The sequence below is a fragment of the Pseudoalteromonas sp. CH_XMU1449-3 genome (assembly GCF_037027245.1).
GTDB classification, from domain to species: Bacteria; Pseudomonadota; Gammaproteobacteria; order Enterobacterales; family Alteromonadaceae; genus Pseudoalteromonas; species Pseudoalteromonas shioyasakiensis.
In genome coordinates, this window is the sequence record NZ_JAYMDY010000001.1 from 153001 (window position 1) to 174544 (window position 21544).

The 21544-nt window shown below is 41.7% G+C and carries 14 protein-coding genes, 7 tRNA genes and 1 other RNA gene; 16 read left to right on the top strand and 6 right to left on the bottom strand.

What is annotated here, in order from left to right; genetic code table 11:
* Positions 1–62: 62 nt before the first annotated feature.
* The 4 genes from WA256_RS00715 to trmB all read right to left on the bottom strand — a co-directional run bounded on the left by WA256_RS00715 (position 63) and on the right by trmB (position 4095).
* Positions 63–584 (bottom strand): YfiR family protein, encoded by a 522-nt coding sequence (locus WA256_RS00715; protein WP_062564933.1) that lies wholly within the window; start codon positions 582–584, stop codon positions 63–65.
* Positions 584–2206 carry an ATP-binding protein gene (locus WA256_RS00720; protein ID WP_062564934.1) on the bottom strand — a complete coding sequence of 541 codons (1623 nt, stop codon included), beginning with the start codon at positions 2204–2206 and terminating at the stop codon, positions 584–586. The genes WA256_RS00715 and WA256_RS00720 overlap by 1 nt, the downstream gene beginning before the upstream one ends.
* Positions 2207–2324: 118 nt before the next feature.
* Positions 2325–3353, bottom strand: a complete 1029-nt coding sequence (gene rsmC / locus WA256_RS00725; RefSeq protein ID WP_062564935.1) for a 16S rRNA (guanine(1207)-N(2))-methyltransferase RsmC — start codon at positions 3351–3353, stop codon at positions 2325–2327.
* Between the two features lie 16 nt (positions 3354–3369).
* Complete coding sequence (trmB, locus tag WA256_RS00730; protein WP_054560769.1) at positions 3370–4095, bottom strand: tRNA (guanosine(46)-N7)-methyltransferase TrmB; 726 nt, start codon at positions 4093–4095, stop codon at positions 3370–3372.
* A 218-nt stretch (positions 4096–4313) separates the two neighbouring features.
* On the opposite strand from trmB, the gene mutY reads away from it, so the two are divergent.
* A complete protein-coding gene (gene mutY, locus WA256_RS00735) occupies positions 4314–5390 on the top strand; it encodes an A/G-specific adenine glycosylase (RefSeq protein WP_442961410.1) in 1077 nt (358 codons plus the stop codon).
* A 15-nt stretch (positions 5391–5405) separates the two neighbouring features.
* Positions 5406–5678 carry an oxidative damage protection protein gene (locus WA256_RS00740; protein ID WP_036970432.1) on the top strand — a complete coding sequence of 91 codons (273 nt, stop codon included), beginning with the start codon at positions 5406–5408 and terminating at the stop codon, positions 5676–5678.
* 40 nt (positions 5679–5718) lie between these two features.
* Here the strand turns inward: WA256_RS00740 and WA256_RS00745 are convergent, their stop codons facing one another.
* Positions 5719–8484 (bottom strand): hybrid sensor histidine kinase/response regulator, encoded by a 2766-nt coding sequence (locus tag WA256_RS00745; RefSeq protein ID WP_335988278.1) that lies wholly within the window; start codon positions 8482–8484, stop codon positions 5719–5721.
* Positions 8485–8797: 313 nt separating this feature from the next.
* Here WA256_RS00745 and WA256_RS00750 point away from each other — a divergent pair.
* From WA256_RS00750 to WA256_RS00795, 10 genes are all read left to right on the top strand, one after another.
* A tRNA-Phe gene (locus tag WA256_RS00750) sits at positions 8798–8873 on the top strand.
* Positions 8874–8943: 70 nt separating this feature from the next.
* Positions 8944–9019 (top strand) — tRNA-Thr (locus tag WA256_RS00755).
* A 114-nt stretch (positions 9020–9133) separates the two neighbouring features.
* A tRNA-Phe gene (locus tag WA256_RS00760) sits at positions 9134–9209 on the top strand.
* A 57-nt stretch (positions 9210–9266) separates the two neighbouring features.
* Positions 9267–9342 (top strand) — tRNA-Thr (locus tag WA256_RS00765).
* A gap of 26 nt (positions 9343–9368) precedes the next feature.
* Positions 9369–9444, top strand: a tRNA-Phe gene (locus tag WA256_RS00770).
* Positions 9445–9495: 51 nt separating this feature from the next.
* Positions 9496–9571: transfer RNA gene (locus tag WA256_RS00775), tRNA-Thr, on the top strand.
* A gap of 113 nt (positions 9572–9684) precedes the next feature.
* Positions 9685–9760 (top strand) — tRNA-Phe (locus WA256_RS00780).
* Between the two features lie 683 nt (positions 9761–10443).
* Positions 10444–11850, top strand: coding sequence for a TolC family protein (locus WA256_RS00785; protein ID WP_335988281.1), 1407 nt, complete (start codon positions 10444–10446; stop codon positions 11848–11850).
* Positions 11851–11852: 2 nt separating this feature from the next.
* Positions 11853–13091 (top strand): efflux RND transporter periplasmic adaptor subunit, encoded by a 1239-nt coding sequence (locus WA256_RS00790; RefSeq protein ID WP_335988283.1) that lies wholly within the window; start codon positions 11853–11855, stop codon positions 13089–13091.
* Positions 13091–16171: an efflux RND transporter permease subunit gene (locus WA256_RS00795; RefSeq protein ID WP_335988285.1), complete on the top strand. Its 3081-nt coding sequence runs from the start codon at positions 13091–13093 to the stop codon at positions 16169–16171. The genes WA256_RS00790 and WA256_RS00795 overlap by 1 nt, the downstream gene beginning before the upstream one ends.
* Positions 16172–16819: 648 nt before the next feature.
* Here WA256_RS00795 and ssrS read toward each other — a convergent pair.
* Positions 16820–17003, bottom strand: a non-coding RNA gene (gene ssrS / locus WA256_RS00800) — 6S RNA.
* Positions 17004–17197: 194 nt separating this feature from the next.
* Here ssrS and WA256_RS00805 point away from each other — a divergent pair.
* The 4 genes from WA256_RS00805 to WA256_RS00820 are packed head-to-tail and all read left to right on the top strand — an operon-like array spanning position 17198 to position 21460.
* The gene (locus WA256_RS00805; RefSeq protein ID WP_054551315.1) at positions 17198–17761 is read left to right on the top strand and encodes a UPF0149 family protein; all 564 of its coding nucleotides are present in this window, start codon (positions 17198–17200) and stop codon (positions 17759–17761) included.
* A 20-nt stretch (positions 17762–17781) separates the two neighbouring features.
* Positions 17782–19107, top strand: coding sequence for a Xaa-Pro aminopeptidase (pepP, locus tag WA256_RS00810; RefSeq protein WP_335988290.1), 1326 nt, complete (start codon positions 17782–17784; stop codon positions 19105–19107).
* An 8-nt stretch (positions 19108–19115) separates the two neighbouring features.
* On the top strand, positions 19116–20297 hold the full coding sequence (gene ubiH, locus WA256_RS00815) for a 2-octaprenyl-6-methoxyphenyl hydroxylase (RefSeq protein WP_130166876.1): 1182 nt from the start codon (positions 19116–19118) through the stop codon (positions 20295–20297).
* Positions 20294–21460: an FAD-dependent monooxygenase gene (locus tag WA256_RS00820; RefSeq protein WP_062564943.1), complete on the top strand. Its 1167-nt coding sequence runs from the start codon at positions 20294–20296 to the stop codon at positions 21458–21460. The genes ubiH and WA256_RS00820 overlap by 4 nt, the downstream gene beginning before the upstream one ends.
* The last annotated feature ends 84 nt before the right edge of the window (positions 21461–21544 follow it).

The window sequence follows — 21544 nt, forward strand, 5'->3', positions numbered from 1 at the left end:
ATTATCAAGCAAAACCGAATACTAGAGATTATAGGATTAGATCCAATTGTTAACAAGTAAAATCAATTTGGATAAAACTTAGCCATAGCTAACAATCGAGATTGCACTTTAAAGTTATGCTGCAATACGTGCTGCTTATTGATATACAGTCGGATTTTATTTCCTTCTTGAACCAGAGAGGCTATACCGCCATTTTCTAAAAAGCTGATACTTTCACCTATTGTTAAAGTATCCAATGAAATTGTATCGGTCCAAAGTGGAAGTATATCATTTTCTAATGTTTCATCAATGTATGTGATATCACAAACTTGAGAAAGTTCAGAAATTTGCTGGGTTTTTTTCACTAATATAACGTTAATTGGTTTTTTGTTAATTTGCAGTTCATTTCTATCTTTAAGGAACGCTCCAGGACCTTTATCTAAGTCATAAAAACAAAATGAAATAGGGGGAGGGTTCACTTGGTCATTAAACTTCGTGAACTTAGCAATTTGATACAAAAAGGCTGATTTAACTTGGTCCGGTGATTTGGCAAATGCAGGGCATACAGCAAGCAAAGCTAATAAGATACAACTCACTAATCTCATTACGCTGCACCTTCTTGCAATGGCAGAGTAATAATAAAGTGAGCCCCTTCGTCTGCTAGCTCATCGTATACGATGCTACCACCAAGTGCTTGAGTCACTAAGTTATAAACTAGGTGCATGCCCAAACCACTGCCACCTTCACCACGTTTAGTAGTTACAAATGGGTCGAAAATACGTTTGCGAATTGATTTCTCAACGCCAATACCGTTATCGAAGTAGTGAATACTCAAGCTACTTTCGTTGCGATCAACATTAAAGGTGATTTCGTTATTTTGATCATCACTAAATGCATGAATCACCGAGTTACTTAATAGCTGCTGTAACACTTGTTGTAACGGCCCAGATTTGGTTTCTATACTAATGTCATTGCTACAGTTAATCGTAATTTTAGGATTACGATATTGAATCTCTGAGCGCATCGACATCACCACATCATTTAATAAATCATTTAAATTGATTTTGGTGCTGACTTCTACATCTTGATTAACAGCCACTTTCTTAAAGCTAGATACGAGCTCAGCTGCACGGTTAAGATTGCGATAGATAAGATCGAGGTTTTCAATGCCGTCATTAATAAAGCGTTTTAAGTGTGCTGAAGTTAAAGTTTTTTGTTCAAACTGCGCGTGAATTTCTGCCAGCTTGTCACGTAACAGCGTTGAGCCTGTAATACCTAACCCAATAGGTGTGTTAACCTCATGAGCAACACCTGCAACCATTTGCCCCAGTGACGCCATTTTCTCATTTTCGACGATTTGGTTTTGGTATTGGTGCATACGCTCAAGGGTATTGAGCAGCTCTTGGTTAGCCTCACGTAATGCGATTGTGCGTTGGTTTACTTTTTCTTCAAGGCTTTGGTTAAGCTGTTTTATTTCTTGTTTGTCTTTTTCGTGGCGCTCAATTTGTTTTTGAGTGCGCGAGAGCATGATATTTAAGCTGCCCGCTAGCTGGTTTATTTCATCAATATTGGTTTTTTGTGCGCGAGTATCATAGTTATGGTTTTTCGATACGTCCTGTAGCAGGTTACTTAGCTCATCAATAGGGTTTGCAATACGTTTTTGAATACGTCTAGCGACAAAATACACCAGTACTAAAACGAACAGGGTCAGTAAAATATCGATGATAATTTTACGATTAATATATTGGTTTAACCTGTCTAAGCCGCCGCGAACGTAAACATAACCGATGGTATCCCCTTCGTATACGATAGGGGTTATTAGCTCTATATCTTTATCTGTGAAGCGTGGCTCTAACAGGTTATCTATGCTGCCAACTTTAATGGGTACTGGTGGTGTACGGTTGGCATTAAAGCTACTAAAAAACACCGGCTCGTTAGATAACTCATCGATTGAGTAGATATGGATGTTTTTAATAAGCGGCACAGATTCAAATGACTTTAAGCGCTCAGATTCGGTTTCGTTATCATCAAACAGCACGGTGATTTGGGCGTTGTAGGCAATTATTTTCGATAAAATAGAGATCTTATCGACAATCAGCGACTTTTGCTCTTTTACATCTAGGTAGGTCGAAATAGAAATAGACAAAGACAAGCATAACGCAGTGACTAGCATTACCGCATTGGTCAACGCTTTACGAATACTTGTTTGTGTCGAAAATATCGGCATGCGCTATAGAAGGCCAGAATTTTTGTTATTAGTAAGAGTTTAGTCTAGCAAAGACATTTGAAAGTAACTAAATATTTTAAAAAATATTTTTGCTACGAATAAGCTATTTACTCAACTTTTATTTAGCTGAGTAAACGGCAAATTTAGTATTTTTGAAATCTGTGCTGTATTGGCCAAATTGTGCTTCTAAAATAGGTGGGTATTTTAAGAAGCTGTTTGCAACTATGGTCAATTTACCTTGCTTGCTCAAGTGTTGCTTTGCTGAGCTAAGAAATGCTTCGGCAATGGTGTAATCTGTGGCAATCCCCGTATGGAACGGTGGGTTACTGATGATTAGATCAAATTTACCATTAATATCAGTTAAGCCATCACTCAAAATCGCTTGGCCTTTGAGGTCATTTAACGCAAGTGTTTGCTCAGTGGCATAAGTTGCAAGCGCACTTACATCGCTACATACAAATTCAAGCTCAGGCTGCTTTAAACCTAAGTAAGTAGCAATAATGCCTGCGCCACAAGCAAAGTCGAGTACTTTACCCTTGCTAACAGTTGGCGCATTATTCAGAAGTACCGCAGTGCCTACATCAAGCGCACCGTGGTTAAATACCCCTGGCACACTGATCGCAGTAAATTCAATATCGCCGGCTTTTACTTGGAATTGTTTGTGGTAACGGCTGATAGCAAAGTTATCGTTTAGCGTAAGCTCAGAGAATAAATACAGAATACAGTGCTTGGCACTATCGATCTTGTTACTAAAACCACAGTGGTCTTTTAGTTGTTTCTCTGCTGATTTAACACCGCTTTTATTTTCACCTACTACAAATAGTTGCGCATCTTGATGACAAACAGCACGAATGTTATCAAGGCTCATTTGTGCTTCTGGCTTTGCTTTTGGGTAATAGTAGATAACTAAATCGTAGTTACCATTTGGAATAGTGTGATCAACCACTGCATGTATACCGGCTATTTTACTGGCATACATGGCATTTGCGTGGTTATAACTGAACGCAGTAATTTTTGCGTCGGGATTTAGCGCTTTAAGTTCGCGTAAAAAGCCATCTTGCTCAAAGTTAACCACTAAAATCGATTGTCCAACAAGTTCGTCTTCATTACGAAGCAATAGTAAACTTGGGTTGGTTAACTTACTCATGCTGCTTTACCTTTTATTACTTAGTACGCTCGAACATTAGATCCCATACGCCGTGACCTAAACGGTGACCGCGCTGCTCAAATTTTGTCAGTGGACGTGAATCTGGGCGAGGAACGTAATCGTTAGTTTCTGATTGGTTTTTGTAACCTTCAGCCACTTGCATTACTTCTAGCATATGCTCTGCATAATTTTCCCAGTCAGTGGCCATATGGAAAACACCGCCAATTTTTAATTTGCTACGTAATTTTTGTGCAAACTCTGGTTGTACGATACGACGCTTATGGTGACGTTTTTTATGCCATGGATCAGGGAAGAATAATTGCAGCTTAGATAAGCTTTCATCGGCAATACAGTCAGCAAGCACTTCAACCGCATCATGCTCGAATACGCGTAAGTTTGTTACACCCGCTTCATCGGCATCCATTAAACAAGCACCTACACCTGGGCGGTGAACTTCAATACCAATGAAGTTAAGTTCTGGTGCGTTTTTAGCCATTTCAACTAGCGATTTGCCCATACCAAAACCGATTTCTAGTACCACATCGTTATCGTTACCAAACACTTCTGCTAGGTTTAGCATGCCATTTTTGTGCTCAAGGCCCATAGTTGGCCAACACTTCTCGATGGCTGCCGCTTGGCCTTTTGTAAGGCGACCTTCGCGCTTAACGAAACTACGAATCGTGCGGATGTATTTACCCTCTTGCTTTGCTTGCTCGAGGTTTGGGTTACTTGAGTCACTCATATATTTTGGCCTGATTAAAATACTGACTATAGAAAAAGGTTGCGTATTATCCCTGACCTGCGCCTTGAGTACAATAGTCAAGGGCTGTTTATCTTTCGAGATTAATATTGCGACCATGTACGAGCAATTTAGACAGAGCAGAGCTTCTTCGGCTTGCTTGGCCTAACTAACTGCAATAGACTTGGCCGCAATGAGCTTCAGCAAGTAAAGATGTTATTTTGAATTTAAGCAATAAGGAGTCAACCTGGTTTGCAAACCAAGTGGTTGACTGGTACCACCTTCACGGTCGTAAAACTCTGCCATGGCAGCTAAATAAAACCCCTTATAAGGTATGGATCTCTGAGGTCATGCTACAGCAGACCCAAGTAGTAACTGTTATTCCTTACTTTGAAAAGTTTATGCAAAGCTTTCCTGACATCATTGCGCTTGCTAATGCCGATGAAGATCAGGTGCTTCACCATTGGACTGGGCTTGGCTATTACGCCCGTGCGCGTAACTTACATAAAACGGCAAAAATAGTTCGTGAAAAATACCAAGGTAAATTTCCAACCACGCTTGAAGAGGTGATGGACTTGCCGGGTATTGGTCGTTCAACTGCTGGGGCAATTTTGTCTTTATCACTTGGCCAACATCATCCAATTTTAGATGGTAATGTTAAACGAGTACTGGCACGCTTTTTTATGGTTGAAGGCTGGTATGGAGTGAAAAAGGTCGAAAATCACCTTTGGTCATTATCATCGCAATTAACGCCTAAAGAGTCGGTCACTGAGTTTAATCAGGCAATGATGGATTTAGGCGCAAGTCTTTGTTCACGAAGTAAGTTTGACTGTGAGCCTTGTCCTTTAAATAGCAAATGCCTTGCTTTTAAAGAAGGTAAAGTTAAAGAGTTCCCGCATTCAAAGCCGAAAAAAGCTGTGCCGAAAAAGTCATGTCATCAGCTTATACTAGCTTGCGACAATAAAGTGCTTATGGAAAAGCGCCCAAGCTCAGGGATATGGGGAGGTTTGTTTGGCTTTTTTGAGTTTAGTGAATTAACTGAGCTAGAAACATTTTTAGTCCAGCATGGTTTATCAAACAATACGCAGGCACTTGAAGCCTTTACCCATGTATTTTCGCATTTTGAGCTAACCATCAACCCACATGTTTTAACCTTGCCGAGTATTCCAGATCTTATTAATGAGCGGCAACTAGTTTGGTATCCGCTTGATGAGTCAGTTGAGGTTGGCCTTGCAGCCCCAACGAAAAAGCTGGTTAAACAATTAAGCGCAATAGATTACAATAGCATCACGCAATAAGAGTAGAGAGCAATTATGGCACGCACAGTATTTTGTCAAAAGTTACAAAAAGAAGCTGAAGGCTTAGGCTTCCAACTATACCCAGGTGAGCTTGGTGAAAAGATTTTCAACAACATCAGTAAAGAAGCATGGGGCCAATGGCAGCACAAGCAAACAATGTTGATCAACGAAAAACACCTGAACATGATGGATCCAGAGCACCGTGCTTTTTTAGAAGAGCAAATGGTAGGTTTCTTATTTGAAGGTAAAGATGTGGAAATTGAAGGCTACCGTCCACCAGAAAAATAAACGAAGAAATTAAAAGTAAAAAGGGCCAATAGGCCCTTTTTTAATGTGTTGCTTCTTGCTCAGCTCTTTGTATTTGTTCTTTTAAGAATTGAGCTACTTTGGAGTATTCAATTTCATAACTATCGCGCAGTTCAATTAAATCATCGCTTGATAGCTCATCTTCTTTGCAGCGTTTTTCAAATTCGGCAGCTAGTTCTGCAACTTTCATTGCACCAATCGTTTTTGAGATTGACTTGAGCTGATGACAGGCTGAAATGATTTTCTCTAAGTCTTGCTCAATAACACCACTGTTGATTTCTTTACTAAGTTGATTACTTTGCTCTAAATACATTTTGAAAAAGCGTAGTTTCTTTGCTTCATCATTGTTTACATAGTTAGCAAGCATCGCCATATTAATAGGCGCTGTTGGCCTTTTAACTTCAAGTTTAGTGGCTTCAGGATTCGTTTTGTATGCACATTTGTGTAAAGTGGCCTCGAGCACATTTAGCTCAACAGGCTTGGTGATGTAATCATTCATCCCAATGCTTAAACAGCGTTCTTTTTCGCCTTTAAGGGCATTGGCAGTGATAGCAATCACATAAGGTTGAGCGTTAATATCTTCAAGCTGCGATGCTTCATGACGAATTTTTTCAACCATATCGTAGCCTGACATTTTCGGCATGTGTAAATCGGTCAAGATAATTGAGTGTTTACCTTCACGCCATGCTTCAAGGCCTTTTTCACCATTTTCAGCTACTTCAACACCATAACCTAATAGATGGAGCTGATCAGTTAACACTTGCTGATTTAATACGTTGTCTTCAACAAGCAATACAAGTTTGTTCTCTTCGCGGGCTTTATCAACACTTAAATAGTCGTTAAATGACTTAGCCGAAGCAATTTGTTTTGGCTTATGTAAACCTGCCGCCACTAATAGCGACATCATAAAGTTAGACTTACACAGCGGTGCAGCATTTAAGTAGAAGATATTTTTATGATTAACAGCGGCTTCATCTAGCTTACTTAATACAATTACTTGCTGTTTATTGTCTTCTAAGGTGTATAGCAAGCGGCGTAAGATATAGTTAATATCTTCCATGGTTTCGATACCATCGAGGATCCAAATAATATCTTTTTTATCTTGTTCAGCTTCGATTTTGTCGCTGCTATCAGCAATAACAGGTGTTGCCCCCATAAATGATAGATAACGAGTAAGTAGTTTTTTGCGGCCATCATGATTGGTTACAACTACAACACGTTGGTCTTTCATTACCTGTTTGTGGGCATATTCAACTTTACCTTGTGTACTAAAAGGTAACTCGACAACAAACTCACTACCAATACCTAAATCACTTGTTACAGAGATGGTACCTAGCATTAGCTCAGTTAAGCTTTTACAAATCGATAAGCCTAAACCAGTACCACCGTATTCACGGGTGATTGAGCCTTCAGCTTGAATGAATGGGTTAAAGATTTCACGAAGCTGTGCTTGCGTCATACCCTTGCCGTTGTCTAATACGCTAAAACGCAGGGTGTAGTGATCAGTGGTGTTTTGAGCCACCTCTACCGAGATTTTAACGTGGCCTTTATGTTTATCATCAGTACTAGTGAACTTAATTGCATTACTGCATAGGTTATAAAGTACTTGGCGAACACGCACCGTATCACCAATCAAATTTGTAGGGATATCTGGCGCAATTGCCAGCTCTAATTCAAGGTCACGCTTTTTGGCCACCGATGATAAAACACGAGCGACCTCTTCAATGGTGTCTGACACTGAGAAAGGAATATTATCGATATTCAGTTTACCTGCTTCGATTTTCGAGAAATCGAGAATGTCATCTAATATGCCTAATAAAGAAAATGCAGAATCACGAATAATTGTACTTAATCTGTGCTGCGCACCATCAAGCTCAGTTTGGCGAAGTAAGTCAATGGTACCGATAACCCCATTCATAGGGGTGCGAATTTCATGGCTCATGGTTGCCAAGAAAGTCGTTTTGGTCTCGTTTGCCTGTTCGGCTTTGAGAGTTGCTTGCTCAAGAGCTAGAGTACGGTTTTGTACTTCGTTTTCTAGACCACTTTGTAGTTTCTGTAAATCTGCCTGAGCAGCTTTGTTTTCTGTTATTGCTGATTGAACTTTATTAAGTAATAAATTGATATTTTTTGCTACTGAATCCAAACCAAAATCTAGGTTTTCATTTACTTGGGCTTGGTAGTCAGCATTGTCTGTGATGGCCATTAATTCACTGCTTAATGACTCACTACTTTTAGTAAAACGCTTATTAATAAAGATACTTAAGGCAAAAGATAAAATAGCCAGTGCTACTAAAGTCAATGCGGCTAAACCATATGCAAGACCTGCAGACTGCGCAATGGGGTCAGTAATCGGGTGTTGCTTTATAACTAGTTCACCAACTGGTTGATCATTAAACTCTAACACCGTATGAATGAGGGTGTTTTGTTCTAGCTTTTGATTAACTTTACTGGCTTCGATTAGCTTTTTATTACTGGCGTATACAAGCGATACATCGCCGTTGAATTCATATCGATATAAATAGTAATCAAAACCATCATTAAGCAGGAGACTTAAATCGAGAACCTCTTTTACTTTATCTTGGCCAGGCATAGTTAATGCGCTGATTAGAGGTGCTGAAAGCTGATTTGATAATTGCTGCGTTGTGATAGTTGGTTTGCTATCTTGCTGAGTTACTTCACTTGTTGGATAAAAAGAGTAAGCAACAACCGCAAGTAGGGTGATGACAAGATTCGTGATTATAAAAAGCGGTAGTAGGCCTTTTACAGGTGAATTTGATTTACTTGGCATGGCTTTAGTCCAACAAATTATACAGCATCATTAAGCATATTCTTGATTATTGGACAATCCTACCATCTATGAAGAAAAATTCACCACGTTTTTAAGATAGGTAACCCTTTTATGATGAGGGTCAACCAAAAAGCACAAAGTTTGTAGATTAAATAAGCTAAAAACTATTAAAAACAGCAATCTTGATTGAAAACTGTGCAAACAGTTAGAATCCTCAAAAAAAAGTTGACTTGAGAAGGCAAAACCCGTTTAATACGCCGCACGCCCAGACAGCGACAACCAAATTTGTTGCTCATAAGTGCGTTTGAAATTTGCCCAGATAGCTCAGTCGGTAGAGCAGAGGATTGAAAATCCTCGTGTCGGTGGTTCGATTCCGCCTCTGGGCACCATTATTTAATATGTTGGTGTTTAATTTATGCTTTAGACATCAGTATCGTGCATAGCACACAGATTTAGTGTGCCGACTTAGCTCAGTTGGTAGAGCAACTGACTTGTAATCAGTAGGTCATCCGTTCAACTCGGATAGTCGGCACCATTTATTTAAACATCAAGCTTCTAGCTTTTTGTTATGCCCAGATAGCTCACTCGGTAGAGCCATCGGGAATTGCATTGAAAATCCTTGTTGATATTCTGCATAAAACTAAATTTTGCCCAGATAGCTCAGTCGGTAGAGCAGAGGATTGAAAATCCTCGTGTCGGTGGTTCGATTCCGCCTCTGGGCACCATTATTTGATAATCTCTTTTAAAGTGATTATAGTGCACAACGCACACGATTTTAGTGTGCCGACTTAGCTCAGTTGGTAGAGCAACTGACTTGTAATCAGTAGGTCATCCGTTCAACTCGGATAGTCGGCACCATTTATTTTTAAACGAAAGTTTAAAATGCCCAGATAGCTCAGTCGGTAGAGCAGAGGATTGAAAATCCTCGTGTCGGTGGTTCGATTCCGCCTCTGGGCACCATTATTTATAATCACAACGTGATTAAGTGCTAAACGCACACAGGTTTAGTGTGCCGACTTAGCTCAGTTGGTAGAGCAACTGACTTGTAATCAGTAGGTCATCCGTTCAACTCGGATAGTCGGCACCATTTATTTAATAGTTAGCATCTAGCTAATTGTTTTGCCCAGATAGCTCAGTCGGTAGAGCCATCGGGAATTGCATTGAAAATCCTTGTGGATATTCTGCATAAAACTAAATATTGCCCAGATAGCTCAGTCGGTAGAGCAGAGGATTGAAAATCCTCGTGTCGGTGGTTCGATTCCGCCTCTGGGCACCATTTTTCCTAGCCTCGCAATCGCGAGGCTTTTTTGTTTCTGTCTCCTCCAAATCACGATTTTACATCCCGTAGGCGTGAAATTTAAAGAGCTATCAGCTTTCAGCCGTCAGCTATCAGATTTTAAATACATAAGTTAGCGAGTTAGCAAGGGGAAAGAGTAAAGGGTAAAGGTACGAGTTTCGAGGCCCGAGATACGAGTTGTAGGAGGCGCTTAAACGCCGAACAAAAAATTCGATTTGGTAGGGTGACCCCTTTACGAACCCAAAACCGACACTATGCTGTTAGCACCTAGCACCTAGCACCTAGCACCTAGCACCTAGCACCTAGCACCTAGCACCTAGCACCTAGCACCTAGCACCTAGCACCTAGCACCTAGCACCTAGCACCTAGCACCGTAGGCGTGAAATTTATTTCGCGCGAATAAGAATAATAAGTTCTTGTATAAAAGAAAAACTACATGGAAGATTTTCGATAGCTGATAGCTGATAGCTGATAGCTGATAGCTGATAGCTGATAGCTGATAGCTGATAGCTGATAGCTGATAGTTTGCAACTTATCTCCATTTATCTACCATTCATCGTCCCCAAATGTCAGGCTGTGTAATGTTATGTAAAGTCAGTTGAGCAAAACTTAACGTGGTGCTTGAATTACACTCATAAATAGATGTTTTTCAGGTTTTTAGAATGAATTGGCAATATAAGCCGAGTTTATTGGCTTTAAGTGTAATTTTGCTAAGTGCATGTGCGAGCCAGCCGACTCACAATGAACGAGTTGCTGAGCTTGAGACTGTACCAAGTGCATGGCAGCAACTCCCTTCGGGCGACAAGGTGCTTGCTGTTGAAGATAACTGGTTGCAGCAATTACATGACCCTCAAGTTTTTACTTTAGTTGAGCAAGCATTAGCCCATAACCAAGCGATTTTACAAGCGGGTTACGATGTTGCGATTAAAGAGCAGCAGCTGATTGCTGCTGGGGCTGATTTATGGCCAAGCCTTGATTTATCAACACGTGCTAGCCGTAGTAAAGATAACCGCCCTGTTAGTTATAACAACGCCAGCTCAGCATCATTAGAATTAAGCTACGAAGTTGATTTATGGGGTAAATTATCAGCTTCAGAACGACAAGCAAATCTTGAATACCTAGCTGAAAAAGCCACCTTTGCACAAAGCAAACAACAATTAGTCGCTGATGTGGTAGCGGGTTGGTTTGATGTTATTACGAACCACAAATTACTTGAGCTATATAAGCAGCGTGAGCAAAACGCTGAGAAAAATTTAGATATTATTGAGTCAGGTTATCGCCAAGGTTTAAATGAAGCGCTTGATGTTTACCTTGCTCGTAATGAACTAAATACTGAGCGCTCGAACATTGCGGCGCAGCAAGCAACGTTAACTAAATCGATTCGCGATTTAGAGCGTTTAACAGGCCAATACCCAACTGGTGCGTTAAGCGTTAGTGCAGATTTACCACTACTCGATAGTGCTATTCCACTTGGTTTACCTTCAGAGCTTATCACTCGCAAACCTGAGTTAATGGCAAGCTGGTATCAATTACTTAGCACCGATGCTGGGCTTGCTTATGCGCATAAACAGCGTTTTCCGAGCTTAAATCTTTCTGCATCAATTAGTGATAGTACAGATAGAGTGAGCGACTTATTTTCGCCTTCAAGCTTAGCGTGGTCGCTGCTTGGTAGTATTTCGATGCCAATTTTTGAAGGGGGCCGCCTAAAAGCCAATGAAGAACAAGCAAGGTTAAACGTTAAGCGCCAAGAGCAGGTGTATCTTGCCACACTTTATGATGCCTTTAACGATGTTGAAACAGCCATCAGCCAAGAGCAAGCGCTTAAAGTACGCTATGAAAAAACCTTAGAAGCGCAAGAAAATGCCATTACCGCAGAGGCATTAGCGTTTGAACAATATCAAAGTGGCTTGGTTACCTACACCACGGTACTCGATGCACAAGATCGTTCGTTCAATGCGCAAAGCTCGGTAATCGAAATTAAAAACCAGTTAATTATTAATAGAATCAACTTACATATTGCCCTTGGTGGTGATTTTAGTGAAGCAAACAGCGAAGTAGCAGAGCAATAATCATGAATAGCAAGACTCGTAAAATTTTAATTCCATTGGTAGTGATCGTTGTGACGGTACTGCTTGTCATGTTTATTAAAGGCAACCCGCCTCAAGCAAACCGCTTTTCTTCACCGCCAAAAGCAAAAGTAAATGTGGCAGTTAAGACCCTAACACCAGAAACCTATCAGGTGATGATTGATAGTTTTGGCACCGTAAAGCCACGTACGCAAAGTATGCTAGTCGCGCAGGCTTCAGGGCAAATTATCGAAATTAGTGAGCAATTTCGTGAAGGTGGCTTTTTCGAAAAAGGCGATGTGTTGTTGCAACTAGATGATAGAGATCACCGCGCCGAAGTAAAATCAGCACAAGCGGCTTTATTAACCGCTGAGCAAAGCTTACTTGAAGAGCAAGCTCGTGGTCGTCAAGCAATTACTGATTGGGAACGCTTAGGCAAGGGTGAACAAGCAAGTAGCCTGGTACTTCGTAAACCACAATTAGCAGCAGCCGAAGCCAGTGTGTTGTCTGCGCAAGCGACACTTGAAAAAGCGAAGCTTGATTTAGAGCGTACAAAGATCACTGCTCCATACGCGGGGCGAGTTTTAAGTCGCAGCGTAGACTTAGGGCAAGTGGTGAGTAATAACATGGAACTTGCCAGTATTTATGCCATCGATAGAGTTGAGATCCGTTTACCGATCAAAAATAAAGACTTACCGTTTATTAATTTGCCAGAGCAATTTCGTGATGGCGCTAAAAATAGCGCTGGTTCACTCGTTAAATTTAGCTCAGATCTCGTTGGTAAACAGCAATGGCAAGGTCAAGTTATTCGCACCGAAGGGGCCATTGATGAAAGCGCTCAGCAGCTTTACGTGGTTGCACAAATTAATGACCCTTACAAAGCCACTTCTGCGAATCAGTACCCAATTAAAATTGGTCAGTACATCAAAGCGCAAATTACTGGCAAGGCGGTTGAAAATGCCATTGTGATCCCAAACAGCGCAATTTACCAAGGCACTTATGTGTATGTTGAAGAGCAAGGTGTGTTGCGCCGTAAAAATATCTCACTAGCTTGGCAAAACGCTAATCACGCCATGGTAGCCGAAGGCTTATCAGCAGGAGAACACTTAGTGATTACTCCGCTTGGACAAGTTAGCTCAGGTACTCAAGTGACAGTAATGGGTAGTGAAGCATATCAAGCTACGCGTGGTAAAGCACAGCGCCCAAGCAATCAAGAGCCGCCTAAAGAGCAAGGAGCGCAATAATGATAGCTTGGTTTACAAAGAATCATGTTGCAGCAAACTTATTGCTGATCAGCATTTTATTAGCAGGGTTATTTAGTGTTTCGACGCAAATACCACTTGAAGTGTTCCCGTCATTTGAAGCAGACCGTATCAGTGTTAGCGTGACCTTACGTGGCTCAACACCTGAAGATGTTGAAAAGGGTGTCGCTATCCGTATTGAAGAAGCGGTGCAAGATCTCGAAGGGATCAAGCGTATTACTAGCCGCTCATCAGAAGGCTCTGCCTCGGTATCAATTGAAGTAGATACTGGCTATGACCCACGGGAGCTATTAGCCGATATAAAAAGCCGGGTTGATGCCATTAACACTTTTCCGGTTGATGCCGAAAAACCAGTTGTAGCCCTTGCACAGCGCACTCGTGAAGTAATAGCGGTAACTGTGTCGAGTGAATACGGCGAAAAAGAAACTTTAGAATACGCCGAGCAGGTACGTGATGACTTATTACGCTTGCCAGAAATCACTCAGGTAGAGCTAAGTGGGGTGCGTGATTACGAAATTGCTATTGAAGTAAGCCAAGATACATTACGCCAATATGATTTACGCTTATCGGACATTTCTTCAGCAATTAGTAATTCAAGTACCGATGTTTCTGCAGGTAACTTAAAAACGGAAGGGGGTGATGTACTCATTCGCTCAAAAGGCCAAGCCTATCGTAAAGATGAGTTTGCCCAAGTTGTGGTGAAGTACCAAGCTGATGGTACCATTATTCGCCTAGGTGACATTGCTCGTATTACCGATGACTTCGAAGAAACCCCAGTTCGCACGCGATTCAATGGTAAGCAAGCGGCGTTTATTGATGTGTATCGTATTGGTCCGCAAAGTGCGATTGAAGTTGCTGATGCGGTAAAAAATTACATTACCGAGCATCAAAGCCAGCTACCTGAAGGGTTTGAGTTAAGCTTTTGGGATGACGACTCTGAAATCGTGAAAAGCCGTATTGCTACACTGACAACCAATGCTATTCAAGGTGGTATTTTAGTTCTTGCATTACTTACCTTGTTCTTGCGTCCTGCCATTGCATTTTGGGTGTTTATTGGTATCCCTGTGTCATTCATGGGCGCGTTTTTAGCGATGCCAATTTTTGGTATTACGCTTAATGTAATGAGTTTATTTGGCTTTATTTTGGTACTCGGTATTGTTGTTGATGATGCCATTGTGACCGGTGAAAACGTCTACACCCACCTAAAAACAGCCGAAAATGGTGAACAAGCTGCTATTCGTGGTACGCAAGAAGTTGCGACACCTGTTACCTTTGGTGTACTTACAACGGTTGCCGCATTTTTACCATTAGCTTTTATCGAAGGTAACCGTGGTGCCTTATTTGCGCAAATTCCTGTTGTTGTTATTCCGGTATTACTGTTCTCTTTAATTGAGTCTAAATTTGTTCTGCCGGCTCACTTAAAGTACTTAAAACTACGTAGTGAAAAAGCAAATCCGTCAAAACTGCAGCAGTTTCAGCAGCGTTTTGCCGATGGCTTTGAACACGCCATTATGAAGTACTATCAGCCGCTACTAAATGTTGCGCTAAAGAATAAATTAGCAACAGTCAGCTTGTTCGTAGGTATTTTCTTTATCATTTTGACCCTGATCACCAGTGGTTGGACGAAGTTTATATTCTTCCCGCGTATACCAAGTGAAACCGTTCGCGCAGAGCTAACATTCCCTGCTGGAACACCGTTTGAAGTGACTAATAAATACATCATCGATATGTCAGATAAGGCCAAAGAGCTACAAGACAAGTATCGCGATGAAGATGGTCAAAGTGTGATTTTAAATATTTTGGCAACCACGGGTGGCCGTGGTGGTTCATCAAATACAGGTAGTGTGCGCTTTGAAATCACACCAGCCGAAAAACGTGATTCAGATATAGGTTCGCGAGAGCTTGCCAGTGAATGGCGTGACCTTATTGGTATTATACCGGGCGCAGAGAGTGTAACTTTCCGTGCTGAATTTGGTCGCAGTTCAGATCCTATTGATGTGCAGCTAAGCGGCAGCTCAATCGACACCCTTGAAGCTGTGGCAGAAAAGGTAAAAGAACGTTTAGCAACTTACCCAACTGTGTACGAAATTGCCGATAGCATGTCAGATGGTAAAGACGAGCTGCAAATTGAGCTAACAGAGCAAGGTTTGGCGCTTGGTTTAAACCGTGTTGATGTATCGCAACAAGTGCGTAATTCGTTCTTTGGTGCGCAAGTTCAACGTATTCAACGTGGTCGTGATGATGTGCGTGTAATGGTGCGTTTGCCAATTGAAGAACGTCGCTCAGTTGCTGATTTAACTGATATTTTAATTAAAACCCCAACGGGTGGCACAGTGCCATTGTCGCATGTGGCGACCTTAGTACCGGGGCAAAGTCCATCGTCTATTTATCGTATTGATCGCTATCGCACATTGAACGTAACAGCCGATGTTGAAAAATCAAATACCAATATGACGGTACTGCAAGCAGACTTAAAAACCTACTTAGATGAGCTAATGGTGCAATACCCAGGTGTTGATTACTCGCTCGAAGGTGAAGCCAAAGAGCAGCGTGAATCATTTGGTTCACTCGCTTGGGGTCTGGTGTTTGTATTCTTTATTATTTATGCGTTATTAGCGATACCGTTTAAATCATATATGCAGCCATTAATTGTGATGAGTGTTATTCCGTTTGGCATGATAGGTGCGGTAATGGGTCACTGGGTAATGGGCATGGAGTTAACCATTATGAGCCTACTTGGCATGCTAGCCTTGATAGGTGTTGTAGTGAATGACTCACTAGTATTGGTCGATTTTATCAATAAGAAGCGTGAAGAGGGCGGCGATTTACTTGAAACAGTTAAGCTTGCCGGTGCGGCACGTTTTCGCCCAGTAATGCTAACCAGTTTAACCACCTTTATTGGTTTAATGCCGTTGTTATTTGAAAAAGCAACGCAAGCACAATTCCTTATTCCTATGGCGGTAAGCCTTGGCTTTGGGATTATCTTCGCAACGCTTATCACCTTGCTATTAGTGCCAGTTAATTACCTATTAATGGAGCGCTTTCAGGGATGGTTTAAGTAGGGGCGATAGGTTGAAAACATGTGTGTTGGGTAGAGCGAAATGAAACCCAACACACAGGAGCTATCAGCTTTCAGCCGTCAGCTATCAGAAAAACATACAAGTTAGCGAGTTAGCAAGGGGAAAGTTAGCAAGGGGAAAGTTAGCAAGGGGAAAGTTAGCAAGGGGAAAGTTAGCAAGAGGAAAGAGTAAAGTTAGTACCGTAGGCGTGAAATTTATTTCGCGCGATATTTCTTAAATAACGGGTTAGTCGAGGTCGAGCTTTAGCCCGTAGGTTGGGTAGAGCGAAGCGAAACCCAACACATAGGAAATATTAGATATTAGTCGTCAGGAGTCAGATAAAAATAAGTTAGCGAGTTAGCAAGGGGAAAGAGTAAAGTTAGTACCGTAGGCGTGAAATTTATTTCGCGCGAATAAGAGTAATAAGCTCTTGTATAAAAGAAAAACTACATGGAAGTTATTGATAACTTGAAACTTGAAACTTGAAACTTGAAACTTGAAACTTGAAACTTGAAACTAAATAATACTGTAGGCGTGAAATTTATTTCGCGCGAATAAGAATAATAAGCTCTTGTATAAAAGAAAAACTACATGGAAGATTTTCGATAGCTGATAGCTGATAGCTGATAGCTGATAGCTGATAGCTTGATGGTGTTCCCCAAGTATGCGGTGCCCGGTGTCAGTCCTGAAACCTTGAGGTTTCAGGGCGGGGATCTGCGGTTTACCGTAGGCTTCTCGGTACATGCCGAGCTTGCACAATAGTAGACGAACAGAAACCCTAACATAAAATTTATCGGCTCAGGGACTTAACCAAGCTCCTGCACCCTAGGGAACACCTTCAGTATATAAGACAAGTTTCAATCCTTAAACCATAGAAGTAAAAAAAGCGGATCGTTCGGGTAGTTTTTCCCCACCTTTAACTGCTTATTTACTTTTCAGATTGCTTTTTGACCTCAATCATACAATTAATTGGAGTTGCGATTTATCGAGTGGTAGCATGGCGTTACTTAGCCGAACAAAGAAAAAGTTATGAGCACGTTACCTGATTACCAACAAGCCCAATTGTTATTAGAAAAGAATGAAATTTTTGTCGCACCAGCCGAAGCCCATGGTGTGATCAGTGGTTTATTAGCCTGTGGCATCAATATCGAAGCCGACGAATACTTAGGTTTACTAAGCGATGTATTCAATGATGGCTTAGCCTTCAATAAAGATTTAAAAGCATTTTTTGCTGATGTGTATTCTCAGGTTGTTGCCAGCTTTAGCGATGAAGAATTTCAATTTGACCTATTCTTACCAAGCGACGACGAAACACTGATCGATTTAGCCAATGGCTTAGTATCTTGGGTATCGGGTTTTATGCTTGGTTTTGGTTTAAAACAAAAAGATTACGGCAAGTTATCTGCTGATGTGAAAGAAGTGATCAGCGATTTTAGTGAAATTACCCGCCTAGACACCATGTTTGAAGAGACCGAAGAAGACAGCCAAGCACTGCACGAAGTGATTGAGTATGTACGTGTTTCTGCGCTTTTATGTTTTGCTGAATTAGGCAAAGAGCCTGCAGATAAAAACCCTAAGAAGACCCTTCACTAATCAAATTACAGAGGTTTAGCATGTCGTCTATTGCAATCGATAAAGCTGAATTTAAAGCCCGCCGCGAGCGCTTGCTTGCGATGATGGATAAAAATAGCGTGGCTATTATTCCTGCGGCAGGAGAAGTAACACGTAGCCGTGATACTGAATATGCATTTCGCCAAGACAGTGACTTTTTCTACCTAACAGGATTTAACGAACCGGATGCGGTTTTAGTGCTTTGCCCGTCAAGCGATACACCAAGTACGCTGATTTGTCGTAACAAAGATAAACTAGCTGAAATTTGGCATGGCCGAAGAATTGGCTTCGAAAAAGCTAAATCTGAGTACTTATTCGACGCAACTTGCCCACTTAGTGAACTAGATGAACAATTATTAGATTTGGTGAACGGCCAGCAGATTTTATTTTATGCACAAGGCACTTACGCAAATTTCGATGCAAAGGTTTGGGATTTATTAAACACACTTCGCGGCGCACCTAAAAAAGGCTATAAAGCCCCACATACCATTAAAGATATTCGTGGTTTAGTGCATGAAATGCGTTTGTTTAAATCTGACGCAGAATTAAACATAATGCGCACAGCTTGCGAAATTAGCGCGCAAGGCCATATTCGCGCTATGCAGTTTGCCAAACCTGGCGCAACTGAATACCAATTAGAGGCAGAGCTTCACCACCATTATGCAATGAATGGTGCCCGTCATCCTGCTTATGGCACGATTGTCGGCAGTGGCGACAACGCCAACATTTTACACTACACACAAAATGACGCTGAGCTAAAAGATGGCGATTTAGTGTTAATTGATTCTGGCTGTGAACTTGAAGGTTATGCGGCAGATATTACACGCACCTTCCCAATTAATGGCAAATTTAGCGAACCACAAGCGGCGCTTTACAACATTGTATTAGCAGCCCAAGAAGCAGCATTTAGCCAAGTTAAGCCGGGCGGTAGTTTATCTAAAGCAAATGAACTGGCTTCAACGGTATTAACGCAAGGGCTTATTGATTTAGGCATTTTAACCGGCGAGCTTGATGAGTTAATGGCAAACCAAGCATGCAAAGCGTTTTACATGCATGGCCTTGGCCATTGGTTAGGGTTAGACGTGCACGATGTTGGCGAATACAAGCTTGATGAAAAAGAGCGCTTATTTGAGTCGGGCATGGTGCTCACTATCGAGCCGGGTTTATATATTAGCGAAGATGCAAAAGCACCAGAGCAATATAAAGGCATCGGTATTCGTATTGAAGATAACTTACTTGTCACTGAAGATGGCCATGAAAATCTGACCATTTCGGTTCCAAAAACCATTAGTGACATTGAAGCAGTGATGCAAGCAAATAAAGGCTAGGAGCAAGCGTGGCAAAGCAGTTTGATGTTGTCATTATCGGCGGTGGAATGGCGGGAGCAAGTTGTGCTCTGGGTCTAAAACAGAGCAATAATCAGTTATCAATCGCTGTAATTGAAGCAAATGAAGTAAGCGCAGACTATCACCCAAGCTTTGATGATAGAAGCATTGCGCTGGCTCAGCAGTCTGTTCAGTACTTAAAATCAATCAATGCGTTTGATTGCCAAGCGCCATTTGCGGCAGCGATTGAAAAAGTAACTGTGTCTGACCGTGGTCATTTTGGTAAAACACATATTGATTGCCAAGAATATGGCCATGATGCCCTTGGTTATGTGGTCGAAGTGAACCCATTTGGGCGCAGCCTTCATCAGCAACTTACTCGTACTGATGTTAGTTTGTTTTGCCCTGATACGGTTGCCAAGCTTGAATACCAAAGCGATTTTGCCAACATCACGCTAAGCTCGGGTGAGCAGTTAAGCGCAAAGCTTGTGGTGATTGCCGATGGTGCTCATTCGCAAAGCCGTAAACTAGCTAATATAGAGTTTAATACTCGCGCTTATCAGCAAGCGGCGATTATTGCTAACATCGAAGTGGCTGGTGGTCATCATCATCATGCTTTTGAGCGTTTTACTGAGCACGGCCCAATGGCCCTATTGCCAATGAGTAATAATCGATACTCACTGGTGTGGTGCATGGAGCCTGAGCAAATTGAGCACACTATGGCGCTTGAAGACGATGCCTTTTTAGCTGAGTTGCAAAAAGCATTTGGTTACTGCGGCGGTTCATTTAGTAAAGTGGGTATGCGTGCAAGTTATCCGCTTGTGTATGGTAAAGCAGAATCACTGAGCAGCCACCGTACGGTATTAATTGGTAATGCAGGGCACGCTATTCACCCTATCGCAGGGCAGGGCTTTAATTTAGGCCTGCGTGATGTGCAACTACTGTGTGATATGGCAAATAGAGACGACCTTGGTGATTACACCTTTACCCGTTATTACAGCCAAACTCGCAGTAAAGATATTACTACCGTGATGACACTCACAGACAGCCTAGTGCGTTTGTTCTCTAACTCATCACGATTGCTTGCGCTTGGTCGCAGCATTGGTCTTTTCTCAATGGATTTATTCTCCTCGTTAAAAACCCCGCTGGCAAAACAGCTTATGGGTCAGGTTAAGCAAGGTAAACGGATATGAAACAAGCACAAGTTTGTATTGTCGGTGGTGGCTGTGTTGGCCTTACGCTAGCACTAGGTTTAGCAAAAGCAGATATCAGCGTTGTGGTGATTGATGCGAGTAAAAATCAAACCTTACCGGGTGATGATTACGCACTTCGCGTGAGCGCATTAAGCTTAGCTAGTCAGAGCTTATTTGAGTCTTTAAATGTATGGCCAGAGATCATTAAACAACGTGCTACACCGTATACCTCGATGGATGTACGTGATCAAGACAGCTTTGGCAAAATCCATTTTGATCATAACGATCTCGATTTGCCGCAGTTAGGTCATATCGTTGAAAACGACATTATTCGCTACGCTTTAATTAGCGAACTTGAAAAGCAAAGTAATGCCACTTTATTGTTCGAAACCCGCTATCAGCAAATTCATCAAACTGATTCTGATGTGTTTATTACTCTTGAAAGCGGCGAGCCTGTAATTGCTAAGTTATTAGTGGCGGCTGATGGGGCTAACTCGGCTATTCGTAAGCAGTTCAACATGCCAATTACTTTTAAAGATTATGACCATCACGCCATTGTTGCCACAGTTAGAACCGCTGATGAGCATAACAACACGGCACGCCAAGTGTTTTTGCCCACTGGGCCGCTGGCGTTTTTACCCTTGCCAGATAAACATACGCACTCAATTGTTTGGTCAACAAGCCCAGAGCATTGTGAAACACTTCTAGCGCTTGATGATAGCAACTTTAATAAAGCGGTTATGGCAGCTCTCGATGGCCAATGTGGTTTATGTGAAGTGCAAAGTGAGCGCATGGCGTTTCCACTTAAGATGCGTTATGCCCAGCAGTGGGTGTCGGGTAAAGTGGTATTAATGGGCGATGCAGCGCATACCATTCATCCATTAGCTGGTTTAGGTATGAACCTTGGCCTAAAAGACGCCGCTTATTTAATTGAGCTATTAAGTAATGAGCAAGGCGAGTTTGCAAGTGCACGCACGCTGCGTGATTATGAACGTACTCGTAAGCTTGATGCACAAAAGCACATTGCTATGATGCAAGGCTTAAAAGAGCTATTTGCAGGCGCTAACCCACTGAAAAAACTTGTACGTGGCGTTGGTTTAAGCCTTGTAGACAACCTTGGCCCAATTAAACATTTGTTCGCAAAAGAAGCAATTGGTAAATAACACCTAACTAGTTGTTACTACTTAGTTTAAGCCGCAGTTAAGCAATTAGCTGCGGCTTTTTTGCACTTATATGAACGCAAAATG